Origin of the sequence: Agrobacterium tumefaciens (genome assembly GCF_013337285.1) — a bacterium.
Taxonomy (GTDB): Bacteria; Pseudomonadota; Alphaproteobacteria; order Rhizobiales; family Rhizobiaceae; genus Agrobacterium; species Agrobacterium burrii.
Map to the genome: position 1 here is coordinate 60,171 of NZ_SUPW01000001.1, position 16,903 is coordinate 77,073.

Consider the following 16,903-nt stretch of genomic DNA (forward strand, 5'->3'; position numbering starts at 1 on the left):
CCCTGAATACAACAAACTTCCCCGCGGTACAGCCGTTATTTGCCCCGCACTTATGCAAATGCGCGCATGGTCTATTCGCGTTTTCGTGAAGCCATCCGTCATATTCCATACAAAAACCGGCCTCTGTCATGTTGCTGCAACACGAGTCTGGTTCTGAGAGGGAAGAAAGCCGCAGGGACGCAACCGAACAGGGGGATGAAATCCGTGGCCGGTCAAATTGAAACCAGACAGTTCAGAACGCTTTTCATTTCGGACGTTCATCTTGGCTCCAAGGCGGCCAAGACGGATTATTTGCTCGACTTCCTTAGATATCACGAAGCCGAGACGATCATCATGGTCGGCGACATCGTCGACGGCTGGCGCCTGCGCCGCAGCTGGTACTGGCCGCAGGGCTGCAACGACGTGGTGCAGAAGCTTCTGCGCAAGGCCCGCAAGGGAACCCGCATCGTCTATATTCCCGGCAATCACGATGAATTCCTGCGGGAATTCCCGGGCATGCATTTCGGCGGCATCGAAGTGGCCGAGCGCATGATCCACGAGGCGGCCGACGGCAAGAAATATCTGGTCATCCATGGCGACGAGTTCGACGTGGTGGTGCGCAATGCCCGCCTGCTCGCCTATCTCGGCGACTGGGCCTATGACGCGGCGATCGCGCTCAACATCGCCATCGCCGCCGTGCGCCGCCGCATCGGCCTGCCTTACTGGTCGTTCTCGGCCTGGGCCAAGCAGCAGGTCAAACACGCCGTCAACTTCATTGGCGAGTTCCAGCGCGTGGTGGCTGAAGAGGCACGGCGCAACAATGTCGACGGCGTCATCTGTGGGCACATTCATCATGCTGTCATGGAAGACATGGACGGAATCCGCTACATCAATACCGGCGACTGGGTGGAAAGCTGCACGGCGATCGCCGAAAATGCCGATGGTACTTTCGAGTTGATCACCTGGATGCAGACAAGCGATGTCACTGCTGAACATGCGTCGGATGAAATGGAACCGGTGAATATTCCGGGGCTGATCGGCAAGCACGCGGCCTGATTGGGCGTTTGGCTTCAGTGCAAACTATCGGCGGACATTGAGATCAGTGCGATCTCATGTGGGTAGGGTGCGTGCTGCTTGTTTCTTCTCCCCGCCGGGGAGAAGAAACAAGGGGTGACGTTTCGGCTCACTGCCTTCGATATTCAGCGGCTTACCCCCACAATTCCGACCGCGCCGGATAAACCAGCGAACCTTCATAAACCAGCCCCGGATCACGATCCTGCGCCAGCAACAGCGGCCCATCGAGATCGGAAAAGGCCGTGCCTTGGGCGGCCAGCACGGCAGGGGCCATGCCGAGCGAGGTGCCGAGCATGCAGCCGACCATGATGGTGAAGCCGAGCCGTTCGGCCTCCGCCTTCATGACGAGCGCTTCCGTCAGTCCGCCGGTCTTGTCGAGCTTGATGTTGATCGCGTCGTAACGGTCGCGCAGGCCGGCGAGGTCTTTGGTGGAATGCACGCTTTCATCGGCGCAGATCAGCACCGGGTGGTCGATACGGGACAGGATGGCGTCCTTGCCGGCGGGCAGAGGCTGCTCGATCAGCGATATCTTCAATTCCGCTGCAAGTCTCAGATAATATTCGATGTTTTCATCATTCCAGCCCTCATTGGCGTCGATGATGATGCGCGCTTCGGGCGCTGCGGCGCGCACGGCGCGCAGGCGGGCTTCGTCGTCAGCGGTGCCGGTCTTGATCTTCAGCAGCGGACGGCCTGCATTCTCCGCGGTCTTCGCGGCCATTGTTTCCGGGTCGGCAAGCGAAATCGTATAAGCGGTGACGAGCGGCTTTGCCGCCCGTCCAAGAACCTGTTCGGCGGCGCTTTTGCCGCTGATCTTGGCCTCAAGGTCCCAGAGCGCGCAATCGACCGCATTGCGGGCCGCACCCGGTTTCATCACCTGCTGCAATTCCTGTCGTGTCAGGCCGGCGGCGATCTGCTCCGCCATCGCCTCGATATCGGCAACGACACCCTCGATGCTTTCGCCGTAACGCGGGTAGGGCACACATTCGCCTCTGCCGGCGAAGGAACCATCGCGGATGATGCACGTTACGACATCCGCATGCGTGCGGGTGCCGCGTGAGATCGTGAAGCTGCCGGCGACGGGGAAGCGTTCTGTTGTGGCTTGCAGGTAACGGGGCATGTTTTTTCACTTCCGATTGGGCGGCAAAAGACACATGACGCCAAATTTATCACGAATTGTCGGCTGCCACTGTGGCTTGCCGGAGACCGAAACGTTATGAAACCTTTAAGAATCTCGTGACGGCTGCACTCGCTCGGAGCATTATGCAAGAACAGGACACACGGCAACAGGCGAACCCGGCCGCAATCTCCGAAGACGGTTCCGTCTCCGGCGGCGGCTTGCGTTATGTCATGAGCGGTTCCTGGCGCAACAGCAATCTCTCTGGAATTTTTGAAAGCCTCGACAGGATCGAAAAGAGCAAATCCGGCGGCTCCGTCGAGATCGATCTTTCCGCTGTCGAAGCCATCGACACGACGGGTGCGTGGATCATCCAGCGCCTGCGCAAGGATCTCGAGGCGAACGGCGCGACTGTGACGCTCACCGGCAACGACCGGATCGAGGACGTCATCGGTCAATTGCCCGATAAGGCGGAGATGCAGGGCGAGCCCGTCGCCAAGACAGGATGGGTGGAGCGCATCTTCGCGCCGATCGGTCAGGCCGTGGTTCAGAACGGCGCGGATTTCCTGGCGGGCATGTATATTCTCGGTTCCGCCGTGCGCGGCGCGCAGATGAAGCTCGGGCGCGGCCGCGGCGTATCGCCGGCGGCGATCGTTAACCAGATCGACCATATGGGCGTACGCGCCGTGCCGATCATCATGCTGATGTCGTTCCTGATTGGCGCGATCATCGCCCAGCAGGGCGCGTTCCAGCTGCGTTATTTCGGCGCTGAGGTCTTCGTCGTCGATCTGGTCGGCATTCTGCAATTGCGTGAAATCGGCGTTCTGCTGACCGCGATCATGATCGCCGGCCGTTCCGGCAGCGCGATCACGGCGGAAATCGGCTCGATGAAGATGCGCGAGGAGATCGACGCGCTGAAAGTGATCGGCCTCAACCCCGTTGGCGTGCTGGTGTTTCCGCGTCTCGTGGCGCTGACCATCGCGCTGCCGCTTCTGACCATCCTTGCCAATTTTGCCGCCCTTTTCGGCGCGGCCATCGTCACGCTGCTTTATTCCGGCATCACTTTCGAGGTGTTCCTTTCGCGCCTGCATGGCGCGGTGGAGGAATCGACCATTGCCGCCGGCATGATCAAGGCGCCGTTCATGGCGCTGATCATCGGCATCGTTGCGGCGGTGGAGGGCATGAAGGTGGGCGGTTCGGCGGAATCGCTCGGCAAGCACGTTACCTCGTCGGTGGTGAAGTCCATCTTCGTCGTCATTCTGGTGGATGGTGTTTTCGCCATCTTCTACGCAGCCATCGATTTTTAGGGAGGGCGCGTTGGAAACTCTGGACCAGAAACCACAAGACATCAAAACCGCAAAAGACGGCCGCGAAGCGGTGCTTTCCGTCGAGGGCGTGACTGTCGGTTTCAACGGCCGGAACGTGCTCGAAAACCTCAACCTCGATGTCTATCGCGGCGAAATTCTGGGCTTCATCGGCCCCTCCGGTGCGGGTAAATCCGTGTTGATGCGGGCGATTTTGCGGCTGCTGCCACGGCAGGCGGGCGCGATCCGCATTCTCGGCACCGATTACGACAAGGCAAGCGAGGACGAGCGGATGATGCTCGACCAGCGGCTTGGCGTGCTGTTCCAGCAAGGCGCATTGTTTTCCGGCCTGACAGTGAAGGAAAACATCCAGCTGCCGATGCGGGAATATCTGGACCTGCCGAAAAAGCTGATGGATGAACTTGCCTATCTGAAGATCGAGATGGTGGGCCTGAAGCCCGATGCTGGCGACAAGTACCCGTCGGAGCTGTCAGGCGGCATGATCAAGCGCGCAGCCCTTGCCCGGGCGCTGTCGCTCGATCCCGACCTCGTTTTTCTCGATGAACCGACCTCCGGCCTCGATCCCATCGGGGCGGCGGAATTTGATATGCTGATCGCGCGCCTGCGTGATTCGCTCGGCCTGACCGTTTATATGGTGACGCACGACCTCGACAGCCTGTTCTCCGTCTGTGACCGCATTGCGGTTCTGGGCGACAAGCGGGTTCTGGTGGAAGGGACATTGCAGGACATGTTTGCCTGCGACGACCCGTGGGTGCAGTCCTATTTCCGCGGCAAACGGGCGCGTTCTGTCGTTCTTCCGGACGGCAAACATGAAAATCCGGTGGAGTAACAGAAGCATGGAAACCAAGGCGAACTACACCATAGTCGGAATTTTCACGCTGATCGTGATCGCCGCCGCATTCGGCTTCGTTTACTGGATGGCGGAATTCGGCCGTGGCGGCCCGACGGCGCAGCTCGTGGTGCGTATTCCCGGCTCCGCCAACGGTCTTTCGGTCGGCTCGCCAGTGCGTTTCAACGGTATTCCCGTCGGTACGGTGCGCGGGCTTGCCATCGACCGCGACGACCCTGCTTATTCCATCGCCTTTACCGAGGTGCAGGCGGATGCGCCGGTGTTCCCTTCCACACGCGCCGTGCTTGAAATCCAGGGCCTGACGGGGGCTGCTTATATCGAGCTTTCCGGCGGCAACAAGGCTGACGAACGCATTCTGCAGAAAGCCGTCGAAAGCGGCGTTCCTGCCGAATTGACGGCCGATCTTTCCAGCGTCACCAACCTGCTCGCCACCGCCGATAAGATCCTGAAACGCGCCGATGGCGCTATCGGCGAATTGCAGGGTTTCGTGCAGGATGCCCGTGGTCCTCTGACACAGACGGTGCGCAACGCCGAGAAGTTCTCCGATGCGCTGGCGGCCAATTCCGACGGCATCAAGAATTTCATTTCAAGCCTCAGCTCGCTTTCCACCACCGTGCAATCGGTCTCGGTGCGCCTCGACGGCACGCTGACCGCTGTTGAGGATCTGGTGAAGGCGGTGGATGCCGGCAAGATCGATTCCATCCTGTCGAATGTCGACAAGGTGACGAAGGATGTGGCGTCGGCTTCCAGCGATATTCAGGGCATCATGGAGACGGTGCAGAGTACGGCGCGTAATTTCGAGGCGGCGAGCACGGAAGTGCAGACCGTGGTGAAGCGCGCGGATGAGCTCTTGGCGTCCGTTGATCCGGCCAAGGTCAGCACCGTGGTTGGCGATGTTTCGGCGGCGACCGCCGATGCGCGTGATGCGGTGGCGAATTTCAAGCGGATTGCCGATGATGTCGGTGCCCGCCGCGCCGATATCGACCAGGCGGTTTCCGACTTCACCGACATGGGGCGAAAGCTGAACCTTGCCTCCAGCCGCGTCGATGGCATTCTCGCCAAGGTGGACGGCATGCTGGGCACCGATGACGCCAATTCGCTGTTTGCCAAGGCGCGCGAGACACTTACTTCGTTCAAGGCCGTAGCCGACAATCTCAATGCCCGCATCGGGCCGATTGCCGACAATCTGACCCGCTTCTCCAGCTCCGGCCTCAAGGATTTCCAGGCGCTGATTGGCAGCACTCGGGTGACCGTCGACAATCTCAACAATGCCATCACCAATATCGACCGCGATCCGCAGCGGTTGATTTTCGGCGGCGAAACCGTGAAACAATATGACGGCAGAACAAGGCGCTAAGAGGGGTATGGGCCAATGACACGATCGATGACCGGCCATAAACGCCGTGCCCTTATTCTGGCTCCGCTGCTTGCCGCGCTGCTGGCCGGCTGTGCCGGTGCGCCAAAGAACGACACGTTCGATCTTTCCGTGTCTTCGGCGACGGTAACGCAGGGGCCTTCGCTGAAAGGCCGGCAATTGCTGATTGCCGACCCGACCGCGCTCAAGGCGCTGGACAGCGAAAATATCGTGGTGCGTCTCTCCGGTTCGGAAGTGCAATATCTCGGCAATTCGCAATGGAGCGACCGCCTGCCGCGCATGGTGCAATCCAAGCTCGTGGAAGCTTTCGAAGACACCGGCAAGCTCGGCGGCGTCGGCCGTCCGGGGCAGGGGCTGGCGATCGACTATCAGGTCGTGACCGATATCCGCGCCTTCGAGGTGGATACGGCGAGAAACATCGCCAATATCGAAATGTCGGTGAAGCTTCTGAACGACCGTAACGGCACGGTGAAGGCGCAGGAAGTGTTCCGTGCCAGCGCCCGTGTCAGTGGTTCCGGCAACGCCAATTTCGTGAAGGCGCTGGATCAGGCGTTTGCCTCAGCCACGCGGGAGATCGTGGCCTGGACGCTGAAGTCGCTTTAAGCCTTCGCGGCGGTCATCAGCGCTATAAGAAATTGCCTTATGTTCCGGGCAGGGCTGGTTGATGACCGGTCTTGTGCGCAATGTTTCTGATCCGCGAGTTTCTGATGCGATTTCTGGTGGTTTTTTGGCTTCTTCTGCTTTCCGTTCTTTCCGGGACGGGCGTTGCCACGGCCGCTGGCCTGCGGTTGATCGAGGTTCCATCTGCTGGGAGCAAAGCGTCGATCAGGGCTGCTGTCTGGTCGCCCTGTGCGGCAACGCCGGTGGAAACACGTATCGGTCCCTTCGTACTGCCTGCGGTGCGCGATTGCCCGATCGTTGAAGGGCAATATCCGCTTATCGTCATTTCCCATGGTTTCGCAGGTACCTATTTCAGCCACCGCGATACGGCGGCGGCGCTGGCGGATGCCGGTTTCATCGTCGCGGCGCTCAATCATCCCGGCGATAATGCGCTCGATATGAAGCGGGCAGGCGAGCTTTCCGCGCTGACTGACCGGCCGGCGGATATTGTCCGCCTGCTTGATCATATGCTGACAAACTGGAAAGAGGCCGGCTTTATCGATGCCGGGCGGATCGGTGTCTTCGGATTTTCGCGCGGTGGTTATACGGCGCTGGTGCTTGCCGGCGGTGTACCGGATTTTTTAAACAGCAGATTGCCATGCCCGGACGAGCAGGCGGCGATATGCGCGCAGATGCGGGACAAAAGCGCTGTTGCGAAAGACCGGGTTCACGATAAGCGGGTGAGGGCCGTGGCTGTTGCGGACCCGCTCAATGCCTTTCCCGGCGCCGAAAATCTGAAAAATATCGGTATTCCCGTCCAGCTGTGGAGCTCGGAAGAGGGCGGTGATGGCATTGTGCCGCAGGATATAGCGAGATTGCGCGACGAACTGCCGGGCAAACCGGACTATCGGACGGTGAAGGATGCGGGGCATTTTTCGTTCATCGCGCCTTGTCCCGCCGAAATGGCAAAAGCCCTGCCGCAGATTTGCAACGATGCGCCCGGTTTTGACCGGGCAGAGTTTCATCGCAGTTTCAACGCCGATGTCGTTAGCTTTTTCAAGGCATCGCTGCGCTGAAATCTTACCCTCCCGCGCCGGGGCGCCGTCGATCAGACGGCGTCCTGCGATTGCCATTCCGGCAGCGGGAAAATCCGGTCATAGCTCCAGTTGAAGACAAAAGCATAGACCACGTAAAACAGCGCAAACGAAATATCCATCACCAGCGCATGGGCAAGGCTGATGCCGAGATACCAGGCGATGAAGGGCATCAACACAATCAGCAGGCCGAGTTCGAACAGCAGGGCGTGTGCGACGCGGATGGCGGGCGTCTTCAGCGTCGTGCCCTTCAGCCGCTGCATGGCATGGTCGAAGCCGAGATTGTATATATAGTTCCAGGCGGTGGCGAGTGTGGCGCTGACGAGGCCAACCATGCCGATATCTTCCATGGGCATGCCAAAGACGAGAGCGCCAAGTGGCACGACGAGCAAAAGGCCGATGATTTCGAAGCTGAGCGCGTGGCGAATACGATCTTGCAGGGAGCGCAATTTATTCTCCGGTATGTGACCGGGCCGTCCCGCATGCTGTCGCCATGATGGCCGAGGTCGTCCTCGCGGTGAGGCATATAGAGGTTTTTGGCGAAATTTTCAAGCGTTGGGGGGATGGATGGGATCGGGAGTGCGCCGCTTGTTTCTTCTCCCCGCCGGGGAGAAGGTCGCGGCAGCGGGATGAGGGGACGAGGGTAGAGATATACGGAGAGCTTGCCCCCTCATCCGACCCTTCGGGCCACCTTCTCCCCGGCGGGGAGAAGAAACACGTGGCGGCGTCTTGCCCTCTCTCGGCGGCAAAGAAATTGCGATGCGGAACAAGAACTGTGTTTTTTCGTTATCGCTCATGGAAGGAGGCGCGCCATGCAGCAGAATTCCTCTGATGGAAGAACGATCAAGGCCGCCAACACGGCAAAGGTTTCGACTTACACGCCCAGTCTCATTTCCCTCAAGGGGAGTTATGTGGCGATGATATTTCGCCGGCCGCTTTGCCGAAATCCGCTGGATGTGCGGAAAAAATAAGGGCGATACAATCACCATCGCTCCCATGCACATCAATGATGACGACTGCCGAAATGATCTAGTGCTTTAGATGTCTCTAAAGTGTGATTTTCAATCCGGGTCGTCTCCACCTAGACTGGAGATCGCCACGAAAGCGAAGGGAGAATGACATGAAATCAGTTCTCATTATCGCCGCTGTCTTTGGTTTTTCCGCCAGTGCAGCGCTTGCGGAATGCGCAGGTCATGAAAAGATCAACGCTTCCGTTCCTGCCGTCGACCGTGAATTTAAAACCGCAAGCATCGTTCCGCCGACGGAACCGGTGGACAAGCCCGTCGTCATCCTGAAAAAGACCGACCGCCTTCCAGCGGCAACGGTTGCGACGACCGGCGAGCCCGAAGCCGCAATGCAGCGCATGCAATAAGACAAGACGATAACCTCTTCATTCTGGAAATCCCGTGCGTGAGGTAATCCGCACGGGATTTGCTTTTGGAACAGGCGAGACAAGCGAGCCACTCGGTTGCGACTCCATGCAAGTAAGCCGTTTGCCGCCGCTTCGGTACGTCCCCGGACCATGTCTTTGCCCGTGAGCAGTGCCGTTGACGTTCGCAGATTTGATCAGCTGTCGAGCTTCAGCGAGAGCTGCTTCGGTCCCTCGTTCTTTTTCAGCACGTAAAGCGGCCGGGTGATGATGACTTCCGTTCGCCGCTGCAACTCGCGACGCCGTTCCAGCGCACGCTCGCGCATATCGCGGGAGCGGGCGACGACGGAGAGGGCATTCTCTATGGTTGCGTCTGCAGTGTTCATCGCTGACCTCCATAATGTTCACTTTATGTTCTCATTATTGGTCGCTTGTGTCAACACTATGGCGCGCTCGCTGGCCAGCAATCGATGCGCTCTGCGGAATTGGCTGACCCGGAATGCGGCTGGCGGTCTTGCGGCACTATTGGCGCGCGAGGCTGGCTTCGCCTGAGTGATTGCTTTCGCCATGCGACCTAAGGTTCCGGCAGCGTCGGTGAGGACACTCCGGGCGTAAAGGGTCGATTGTCGTGATGATATCTGGATGACGCGGGCGCTGCTTCCGCCCGGCTTCAGATGAGATCAAGAGAGGGAACGTTGATCCAACAATGCGGGGCCACCGGCAGACAATAGCTCGGTGAGATGTTCGCTGGCGAGTGCTACGATAGCAAGCGCAGCCTGCTGGCGGTTCCAGCCGGCGCTTTCCGCTTTTTCAATAAGGCCCTGGATGGAGGGTTCCAGCGCGAACTGGCACTCGGCCTGGTAGTCCATTGTGTCGATCGAAAGCGACGGGGAATTGATTGCGGCCCGCATCCTTTGGTCTCCCTGTTTTCCGTCATGCCCAGCAAACGCAAAACGCAAATCGGAACATGCACATTCAGAGGCCGGTGATATAGGGAATACCCGTCGGGTCCACATATCACTGGCAGCGAATCCCCCAGCAGGCGGAGTTAACGGTAAGTGCTGATCGCTGTCAACGAACGCGCGGTAGCGATGGCGCTGCGACGCGCTTTTTCAGAGCCGTCCATTCCGGAACGGTTTTCGTCTCCAGACGAGCAGAGCCATGACGTAAAGCGCGAAAAGTATGAACCATGCGACCGGAAGCACCATAAACAGCGCCGCATAAGCGCAATTTCCCTCAAAACAGGAGCCGAGCAGCCCGGAATCGGCAAGCGCTGCCGACAATAAAAACGCACATATTCCGCTCCCGACCGCGCCGAGGACGAACAGCAATATGTTGATGATCAATCTCATGGTGCCAATCATAAGGATGATTGAGACAGCTTTGGGGAAAGGGGCGGCGCGGCAATGCCTATAATTACCGTTGTGGCGGTTTTTCCGGAGCTTTGACGCTGTAGGAGGGCGGCCGCGTTTCAGAACCGTCTGTCGCTGCGGCCCCGCCTTTGCCGGGCAGGGCCGCCATCACAGTTATGTTATTCGGTGATGGTATATTCACCGAGCTCGCAGAGGTTCTGCGTATCCTCAAGATCCTCAAGCGCATCGCCCTGGAATTCGAAACGCATGTCATATTTGCAGACACTGCGGCCGTCGGCGATGGTGATTTCCATCTCTTCGCCGGGGCCGAGCGCCTTCTTTCCAAACACGTCGTCTTCCCAGTCATTAACGCCCACCGGTGAGGTGTAGAAGGCGTTGAGAACGGAGCCCGTGCCGTTCTTCAGCGTGAAGACCAGGTCTTCCGCCTGCGCCGCACTGGCCGCAACCGTCATCGCTGTGCCGAAAAATACTGCCGTTACCCATTTCGATGTCATGATATCCCCCTTTGCCTTGTTCTGGCAGGCCATGCATACAGCCAAACCAGCGGCTTGCAATGCAAACCGCAGCCGTTGGTTAAGACGCGAAGCCGCATTTCCGGAGGATATTTTTACGGCGGTTTGTATATTCAATAAATCTGGATTTAATAATTGGTATGATGAATGTTTATTGAGTATTTTATAGTTTTCATATAAATATATTTTCACATATATTTTATTTTTTATTTGATATTTTGAGTTATTTTATGGTGAAATTAGTCATTATCTATTCGTATTGATTGGAATGTATTTTTATATGCGTATTTATGCTGTATTTCTTAGTGGTTAAGATCCAAGCGCGTAGAGCTTTCAGGAATTTTTACTGACAAAATCGATTTTTTTTAAAAAAGTTGTGACTGGCTGGCCAGAGCGGCAGATCAGCTTCCTGATAGAGGATATTGGATTTGACCAATCGTACTTCTTTGGTGTCCCGTCGTTTCAGGCTGCCCGGTCTCGTGGTGTTGAGCATCCTGGCTGGAGGCATTCTGACGCCGGTTTCGGGCCAGTCGCGGATCTGCAAGGATCCGACGCCTGCCAGTAATCTCAACGAAATGTTCGATGCAATCTACGCCTGCTGGGTGCCGCCGGAAGACACCGAGGGACTGGTGGTGACGCTGCGGTTCATTCTGCATAAGGACGGGCAAATACGCGGCAAGGTGGTCGTCATAGCCTCGCGACCTCAAGAGGAGAGCCCGAGACGGCAGGCGTTTATCGATTCCGCCATCGATGCGGTAAAGCAGGCGGCGCCCGTTCGTTTTACGGAGGAATTTGGAAGCCGTATTGCCGGGCGACCATTGGAGCCGCGCTTCATCGGGGCAAAAAGCGCATCGGAAACGAAGTCGTAGACTTTCCGGCGAGCTATTGCGCTGACGGGGCTGTGTAGCTCGGGATCGCCGTGACAAGTACCGTTTCTTTCGCAGGCATTGCCGGAAAGGGACGATTGCACGAATTCAATCGCCTGGGCGATGCTTTAAGTAAGCATCGCAACATCTTGTCATTTAAAGAGATTTGGTGGGTGATGTAGGGCTCGAACCTACGACCCGCTGATTAAGAGTCAGCTGCTCTACCAACTGAGCTAATCACCCGACCGACACCGTGTGGCGGTGTGAGGGGGGCTATAAAGGGGAAGTTTGGGCTTGTCCAGCGCGGAAATGAAATTTCTTCGATTTTTGTGACGAAAAAATTTCAGTCGCGCTGGAAAAGGCTGAAAATCCGGGGTTTTACGGATTTTCCTTTTGCTTAGCCGCGTCTGAATGCCCGCCCGATAAGGATAAGGATACAGGCGCCGATGAAGCCGGCGATGAGATAACCGAGCCAGCCGGCCAGAACGATTCCAAAAACAGACAATATGGCGTTGGCGACGATCGCGCCGACGATTCCAAGAAGGATGTTCATGAAAACACCCATATTGCTTTTCATGAATTGTTCGGCGAGCCACCCGGCGACACCACCGATGATGATAGCTGCGATCCAGCCAATACCAGCAGATTCCATGATTTCCTCCCATGTTTGCTGCACTATCAAAGGTGATGATTCTAGTGGTGAAAAGCAAGGTAAACTCCGGAAAACCTCGCTTCATGCGGGTGGTTTTCCCCGGCGCAGGCGTTAAATAGCCTGAGACGGCGTGAAGAGACGAAAGGCATGGATGTGCGGTTGATGTTCGGCGGATTGATTGACGGTAGGCGGGTGTTCGGCGAACCGGCACCTGGTCGGGTGCGAAGCAGTGCCGTGGCCATGATAATGGTCATGATGTTTTCGCTTCTCGGCGGGTTTCTGTTGCCCGCAATGCCGGCATCCGCGCAAGGGGAGACAACGCCGCCGGCGCCTGCCGTGATCCAGGCCACCACGGTGGAGCAGGCGCGAGCGGAACTGGAAAAATGGAAAGCCGATGTTGCAACCATCACCGGACAGGTGGAGGCGGGCGGCAGCGACGATGTGCATCTGGTGGATATGAAGGGTCGCGCCGATGGCATTGCTGCCGATGCCGCGGCGGCCAACACCAAGCTGCGCACCCGGCTGGACCAGATCAAGACTCGTCTCGAGGCGCTTGGCGAGCCGCCGGCCGATGGCCAGCCGCCGGAAGCCAGCATGGTGACGGAAGAGCGCGCCCGGCTGACGGCGGAGCGTGCCGAGGTGAATGCGATTGCCGGTGAGGTGGAGAGCACCGCCACCAACGCCGCGCAGATTTCCAACAATATTACGGCGGTTCGCCGGGCGCTTTTTGCCGCCACCCTGTTCAAGCGCACGGAAGTTTCGGCCCAGACGCTGGGCGATGCGTCTTCGGCCTTCGTTACCGAGGTGACCAATCTCAGCAACGCCTTCAGCAGCTGGGCGGGTTTCGTGTGGAGCTACAAGCGGTTGCCGATGTTCGGCGCCGTGATGCTATCGATCATGGCGGGGCTGCTGTTTCTGGTCGGTGGTTACCGGTTTTTCGGCAGTCGCATGGACCGGCGGGCCTTTACCGGTGAGCCTTCCTATCTGCGGCGGCTTTCGGTGGCCTTCTGGTCGACCATGGTGCAATCGCTGTCGCTGTTCCTGTTTCTGGTCACCTCGGCGTTTTTCCTCGATAATTTCAACGTGCTGCGATCCGATATAGCGCCGATCCTGTTCGGGGCCATGGCCATCCTCGGTTTCGTTTATTTCGTATCGCGGCTGAGCTACGCGATCTTTGCGCCCACCCAGCCGGAATGGCGTTTGCTGAAAGTGTCCAATCGCGGCGCGCATACGCTGTCGTCTGCGGTGCTGCTGATGGCGCTCGTCAATGGTCTAGACTATCTGTTTGGAACGATCAGCGAGACGCTTTATTCGCCGCTGATCGTCACCGTCGCCAAGAGCTTCGTCGCCTCGATCATTATCGGCATCATCCTGCTCACCGTGTCTTTCCTGCGGCCGATGATCGGCGAGGGGCAGGATTATGAGACCGGCAACCAGCGGCTGCCCCGCTGGCTGGTTATCCTGCTGCGCGTCGGCGGTCTCATTCTCATCGGCGCGTGTCTGACGGGTTATGTCGGTCTTGCGCGCTTCCTTGCCACGCAGATCGTCGCCACAGGTGCGGTGCTGGCGACGATGTATATCGGCATTCTGTCCGGCAAGGCGATTTCCAGACAGGGTGCTTTTTCCGAATCCCTTGCCGGGCGTTATCTGGCGCGGCGTTTCGGGCTCGGTCCGGTTGCGCTCGATCAGGCCGGTCTTGCCGCCGGGCTTGGCATCTATGCCATAGCGCTTGCCTTCGGCGTGCCGCTCATCCTGTTTTCCTGGGGCTTCCAGCCGGGTGATATCGAAAGCTGGGCCTATCGCCTGCTGACCGGCATTACCGTCGGCAATGCCTCGATCTCGCTGATCGGCCTCTTCGGCGGCGTTCTTGTCTTTGCCATCGGTTATATTATCACCCGCTGGTTCCAGAAGTGGCTTGATAATAACGTCATGGCGCGGGGCCAGGTGGATGCCGGGGTGCGCAACTCGGTCAAGACCGGCATCGGTTATCTCGGCATTGCGGTTGCGGCGATCTTCGGCGTGTCTTCCGCCGGTCTTAACCTCTCCAGTCTGGCGCTCGTCGCGTCGGCTCTTTCGGTTGGTATCGGTTTTGGCCTGCAGAACATCGTCTCGAATTTCGTGTCCGGCCTCATCCTTCTGGTCGAGCGTCCCTTCAAGGTGGGCGACTGGGTGGTGACCGGCACGACGGAAGGCACCGTCAAGCGGCTTTCCGTGCGCGCCACAGAAATCGAAACCTTCCGTGGTCAGTCGATCATTGTGCCGAATTCCGAGTTCATCAACTCCTCGGTCGGCAACTGGACGCACCGCAACCGCATCATGCGTGCGGAAATTCCGGTTTCCGTTTCCTATGATTCCGATCCGCAGCAAGTCATGGATATTCTGCTGGAACTGGTGCGCGCCCAGCCGCCGGTGCTGCGCAACCCCGAGCCGCATGTGGAGTTCCTGCGGTTCGGCGATTTCTCGCTGGATTTCGAATTGCGGTTCCACCTTGCCGATCTGTCGACCGGGCTTGGCGTGAAGAATGCGCTGAGGATCGCCATCCTCCAGCGCTTCCGCGAGGAGGGCATCGCCATCCCGTTCCCGCAGCGTAACCTCAATATCCACGTGGAGGGTGACGCCAACCCGCAAATGCTGGCGGCGCTGCTTTCGGAAGAGGGCGACAAGGCGGCGGTGGCCCATACGGGTGCGGCAGCACCTGCGACACAGACGACAACGGAAAAGGATGCCGGCAAGGCCGGCGACAAGGCTGTCGATAAGACCGTTGTGGAAACGAAGCCGGCGGCAAAGATGGCTGGCAGAGATAATTGATCGGTGCGGCCATCTCCGCCGCTATGCTGCCCGTATCAGGCCTGGCGGGGCTGGGAACTGCCCTGGCGCGGCTATGCGGATCTGGCCGTGGCTTTCTGTTCACCGGGAGCGGGCATATGCCGGTTCTCGTCGTGAAAATATATTCAAAATACCCGTAGAGACTGCATTGATAAATAAACTTTAAGTTGATATATTATGGTTATTCTTTAGTTTATTTTTTCTTGTTGTCGGGGCTCACATGACGAATCCAGTCAATGGAAATGCCCAGCCTGCCCAGCCTGCCCAGCCTGCCCAGCCTCTCGGCCAGCTTCCTGTAAAAACATCTCTGCGGGAAAAACTGAGGGGATTCTGGGGGTGGGTTAAGCCCCAAGCCGCCAGAGCGTCTCTATTGACCGCAGGTATCGTTGTCGGCGCGGCGGGTTTGTTTTTCCTGATGGGCGAGGCTGACGTGACGGATGACTACCTGCCGAAACGCTGGAATGAATCTATCCGCAGGTTAGGTATCGAGCCGGTCTATCCGCCGCAGGAGGATATTTATGTGGGGGACATCATCGCCGAGGTCGTGGATTCAGGGCACAGGTTCAAGTCTCTGCCCACCGATCTCGAAAGCGAATCTTTCATCGGCCGCTACGTCAAGATTACCCAGATACCGAATTTGCGGGGATATTTGGGGGTCAAGTCGGAGGCGCCTTATTTCGGCGACAGCACCTGGCTGGAAGACAGGAAGACGCTGACGGTATCTCAGCCCCGCATGGAAGTCGCATCCGATGGGACGACATCCGGCCTGCAAGTGAAGGACGCGCTTTTTCCGGTCATCAAGATAGAACGGAAAGAGGGCATGGCGGGGGTTCTGCGCAATATTGCCTTCGGCGGCGCGCGGGCCGATGTCGAGGAGATCGAGCTTCAGAATGTCCAGACCTATTCGATCAACCCTTTTCATGCGCAAAACGCGTTGATGGCTTTTTGCGGTGATGACGACACAAAGGTCTATTGTGCCGACGAGTATCTTCGCGAAAAACTGTCCTATATTCTCAGCCGCGATATTTTGAGAACCGCGGAGACGCAGGATTGTGGTCCGCGTTATATTTACGACATCCGCCTGCTGGTCGTGCGTCAGGCGTTTCTCACTCGTGGGGTGAAGGTCACCAACGGCCGGGGCCGCTCGGCTTTCCTCGATGCGGGTGGAAACAAAGGCGACATCCAGAAGAATATCGATGGCACGGCTGCTGCCGTGACCACAGGCCTGCAGGGCCAACAGCCGGAGGCCGAAAACATGACCGGCAATGACAACAGCATTCGCAGCACGAACAGTTCCGGCCTCTTTTCAGATCGCCAGTTTGCGAGGCCGCTCGTCATAGGTTTCAACAGTGTTTCCATCGGTATGCGCAACAGCACGCCCGCCTGGCTGGACGCAGCGGCAAAGGCTGCCGCCGGCAAGGACGTGAAAGACGGCGTCAAGATTTGTGCGTCTTCGCAGGAGGTTGCGAAATGAGACGGACCGTTTTTCTCTTCGGTATGGTTTTTCCTTTTCTGGCAAATGCGCAGGAGGCGGTTGTTCCGTCCGTGACCGTTGGCGATATTGCGCAATTCAACAGTGATTGCATCTATCGCATTCCACCTTGTGGCAAGGATGGTGGTGGAGGTTTTCCGCCGCCTCCTCCTCCGCCGCCGGGCGGCGGCGGTGGGATACACAATCTGCCGGGCGGTCCCGGCTTCAATAACTCGATCATCGTGCCCGGTAATGACGTGCTCAAAGGCCTGAAACTGGATGGCCCGGATATCAGGGGGCTGCAAATGCAGCTTCAGAACAGGTAGCCGGGCTCTGGCCCGTTATGGCGGCGAAACTCGATCTGTTCCGGTTGGCGCTTCCGACATCTACGCCGCCTTCGTCTCCTCATGGGGCGATGGCGGT

18 protein-coding genes and 1 tRNA gene are annotated in these 16,903 nt (G+C 58.1%); 11 read left to right on the top strand and 8 right to left on the bottom strand.

Annotation, left to right across the window (positions count from 1 at the left end; all coding sequences use genetic code 11):
• Nucleotides 1–195 precede the first annotated feature (195 nt).
• Nucleotides 196–1,035 carry a UDP-2,3-diacylglucosamine diphosphatase gene (locus FCH38_RS00280; protein ID WP_174372513.1) on the top strand — a complete coding sequence of 280 codons (840 nt, stop codon included), beginning with the start codon at nucleotides 196–198 and terminating at the stop codon, nucleotides 1,033–1,035.
• Between the two features lie 151 nt (nucleotides 1,036–1,186).
• Here the strand turns inward: FCH38_RS00280 and dgcA are convergent, their stop codons facing one another.
• Nucleotides 1,187–2,170 carry an N-acetyl-D-Glu racemase DgcA gene (gene dgcA, locus FCH38_RS00285; RefSeq protein WP_174372514.1) on the bottom strand — a complete coding sequence of 328 codons (984 nt, stop codon included), beginning with the start codon at nucleotides 2,168–2,170 and terminating at the stop codon, nucleotides 1,187–1,189.
• Nucleotides 2,171–2,313: 143 nt separating this feature from the next.
• On the opposite strand from dgcA, the gene FCH38_RS00290 reads away from it, so the two are divergent.
• From FCH38_RS00290 to FCH38_RS00310, 5 genes are all read left to right on the top strand, one after another.
• Nucleotides 2,314–3,474 (top strand): ABC transporter permease, encoded by a 1,161-nt coding sequence (locus FCH38_RS00290; protein WP_153513822.1) that lies wholly within the window; start codon nucleotides 2,314–2,316, stop codon nucleotides 3,472–3,474.
• A gap of 10 nt (nucleotides 3,475–3,484) precedes the next feature.
• Nucleotides 3,485–4,321: an ABC transporter ATP-binding protein gene (locus FCH38_RS00295; protein WP_174372515.1), complete on the top strand. Its 837-nt coding sequence runs from the start codon at nucleotides 3,485–3,487 to the stop codon at nucleotides 4,319–4,321.
• Between the two features lie 7 nt (nucleotides 4,322–4,328).
• Nucleotides 4,329–5,699: an MlaD family protein gene (locus FCH38_RS00300; protein WP_149897510.1), complete on the top strand. Its 1,371-nt coding sequence runs from the start codon at nucleotides 4,329–4,331 to the stop codon at nucleotides 5,697–5,699.
• Nucleotides 5,700–5,714: 15 nt separating this feature from the next.
• Nucleotides 5,715–6,320 carry an ABC-type transport auxiliary lipoprotein family protein gene (locus tag FCH38_RS00305; RefSeq protein ID WP_149897511.1) on the top strand — a complete coding sequence of 202 codons (606 nt, stop codon included), beginning with the start codon at nucleotides 5,715–5,717 and terminating at the stop codon, nucleotides 6,318–6,320.
• Nucleotides 6,321–6,424: 104 nt separating this feature from the next.
• Nucleotides 6,425–7,393 carry an alpha/beta hydrolase family protein gene (locus FCH38_RS00310; RefSeq protein ID WP_153513821.1) on the top strand — a complete coding sequence of 323 codons (969 nt, stop codon included), beginning with the start codon at nucleotides 6,425–6,427 and terminating at the stop codon, nucleotides 7,391–7,393.
• Nucleotides 7,394–7,425: 32 nt separating this feature from the next.
• Here FCH38_RS00310 and FCH38_RS00315 read toward each other — a convergent pair whose 3' ends face one another.
• A complete protein-coding gene (locus FCH38_RS00315) occupies nucleotides 7,426–7,860 on the bottom strand; it encodes a PACE efflux transporter (protein ID WP_153513820.1) in 435 nt (144 codons plus the stop codon).
• A 671-nt stretch (nucleotides 7,861–8,531) separates the two neighbouring features.
• Here FCH38_RS00315 and FCH38_RS00320 point away from each other — a divergent pair.
• The gene (locus tag FCH38_RS00320; protein WP_046798386.1) at nucleotides 8,532–8,783 is read left to right on the top strand and encodes a hypothetical protein; all 252 of its coding nucleotides are present in this window, start codon (nucleotides 8,532–8,534) and stop codon (nucleotides 8,781–8,783) included.
• A 194-nt stretch (nucleotides 8,784–8,977) separates the two neighbouring features.
• On the opposite strand, the gene FCH38_RS00325 is transcribed toward FCH38_RS00320, so the two are convergent.
• The 4 genes from FCH38_RS00325 to FCH38_RS00340 all read right to left on the bottom strand — a co-directional run bounded on the left by FCH38_RS00325 (nucleotide 8,978) and on the right by FCH38_RS00340 (nucleotide 10,647).
• Nucleotides 8,978–9,166, bottom strand: a complete 189-nt coding sequence (locus tag FCH38_RS00325; protein ID WP_020012681.1) for a hypothetical protein — start codon at nucleotides 9,164–9,166, stop codon at nucleotides 8,978–8,980.
• A gap of 294 nt (nucleotides 9,167–9,460) precedes the next feature.
• The gene (locus tag FCH38_RS00330; protein ID WP_149897513.1) at nucleotides 9,461–9,691 is read right to left on the bottom strand and encodes a hypothetical protein; all 231 of its coding nucleotides are present in this window, start codon (nucleotides 9,689–9,691) and stop codon (nucleotides 9,461–9,463) included.
• Nucleotides 9,692–9,892: 201 nt separating this feature from the next.
• Nucleotides 9,893–10,144: a hypothetical protein gene (locus FCH38_RS00335; protein WP_046798389.1), complete on the bottom strand. Its 252-nt coding sequence runs from the start codon at nucleotides 10,142–10,144 to the stop codon at nucleotides 9,893–9,895.
• Nucleotides 10,145–10,311: 167 nt separating this feature from the next.
• A complete protein-coding gene (locus FCH38_RS00340; protein ID WP_153513819.1) occupies nucleotides 10,312–10,647 on the bottom strand; it encodes a hypothetical protein in 336 nt (111 codons plus the stop codon).
• Between the two features lie 446 nt (nucleotides 10,648–11,093).
• Between FCH38_RS00340 and FCH38_RS00345 the strand changes: the two genes are divergently transcribed.
• Nucleotides 11,094–11,534 (top strand): hypothetical protein, encoded by a 441-nt coding sequence (locus tag FCH38_RS00345; RefSeq protein ID WP_174372516.1) that lies wholly within the window; start codon nucleotides 11,094–11,096, stop codon nucleotides 11,532–11,534.
• Between the two features lie 164 nt (nucleotides 11,535–11,698).
• On the opposite strand, the gene FCH38_RS00350 is transcribed toward FCH38_RS00345, so the two are convergent.
• Together FCH38_RS00350 and FCH38_RS00355 are read right to left on the bottom strand one after the other, a co-directional pair.
• Nucleotides 11,699–11,774, bottom strand: a tRNA-Lys gene (locus tag FCH38_RS00350).
• 154 nt (nucleotides 11,775–11,928) lie between these two features.
• The gene (locus tag FCH38_RS00355; RefSeq protein WP_149897515.1) at nucleotides 11,929–12,183 is read right to left on the bottom strand and encodes a GlsB/YeaQ/YmgE family stress response membrane protein; all 255 of its coding nucleotides are present in this window, start codon (nucleotides 12,181–12,183) and stop codon (nucleotides 11,929–11,931) included.
• Nucleotides 12,184–12,330: 147 nt separating this feature from the next.
• Between FCH38_RS00355 and FCH38_RS00360 the strand changes: the two genes are divergently transcribed.
• The 3 genes from FCH38_RS00360 (at nucleotide 12,331) to FCH38_RS00370 (ending at nucleotide 16,806) form a co-directional block, all read left to right on the top strand.
• Nucleotides 12,331–14,991 (top strand): mechanosensitive ion channel family protein, encoded by a 2,661-nt coding sequence (locus FCH38_RS00360; protein WP_174372517.1) that lies wholly within the window; start codon nucleotides 12,331–12,333, stop codon nucleotides 14,989–14,991.
• Between the two features lie 388 nt (nucleotides 14,992–15,379).
• Nucleotides 15,380–16,483 (top strand): hypothetical protein, encoded by a 1,104-nt coding sequence (locus tag FCH38_RS00365; RefSeq protein ID WP_236776528.1) that lies wholly within the window; start codon nucleotides 15,380–15,382, stop codon nucleotides 16,481–16,483.
• Nucleotides 16,480–16,806, top strand: a complete 327-nt coding sequence (locus FCH38_RS00370) for a hypothetical protein (protein ID WP_174372518.1) — start codon at nucleotides 16,480–16,482, stop codon at nucleotides 16,804–16,806. The genes FCH38_RS00365 and FCH38_RS00370 overlap by 4 nt, the downstream gene beginning before the upstream one ends.
• Nucleotides 16,807–16,903: the final 97 nt, after the last annotated feature.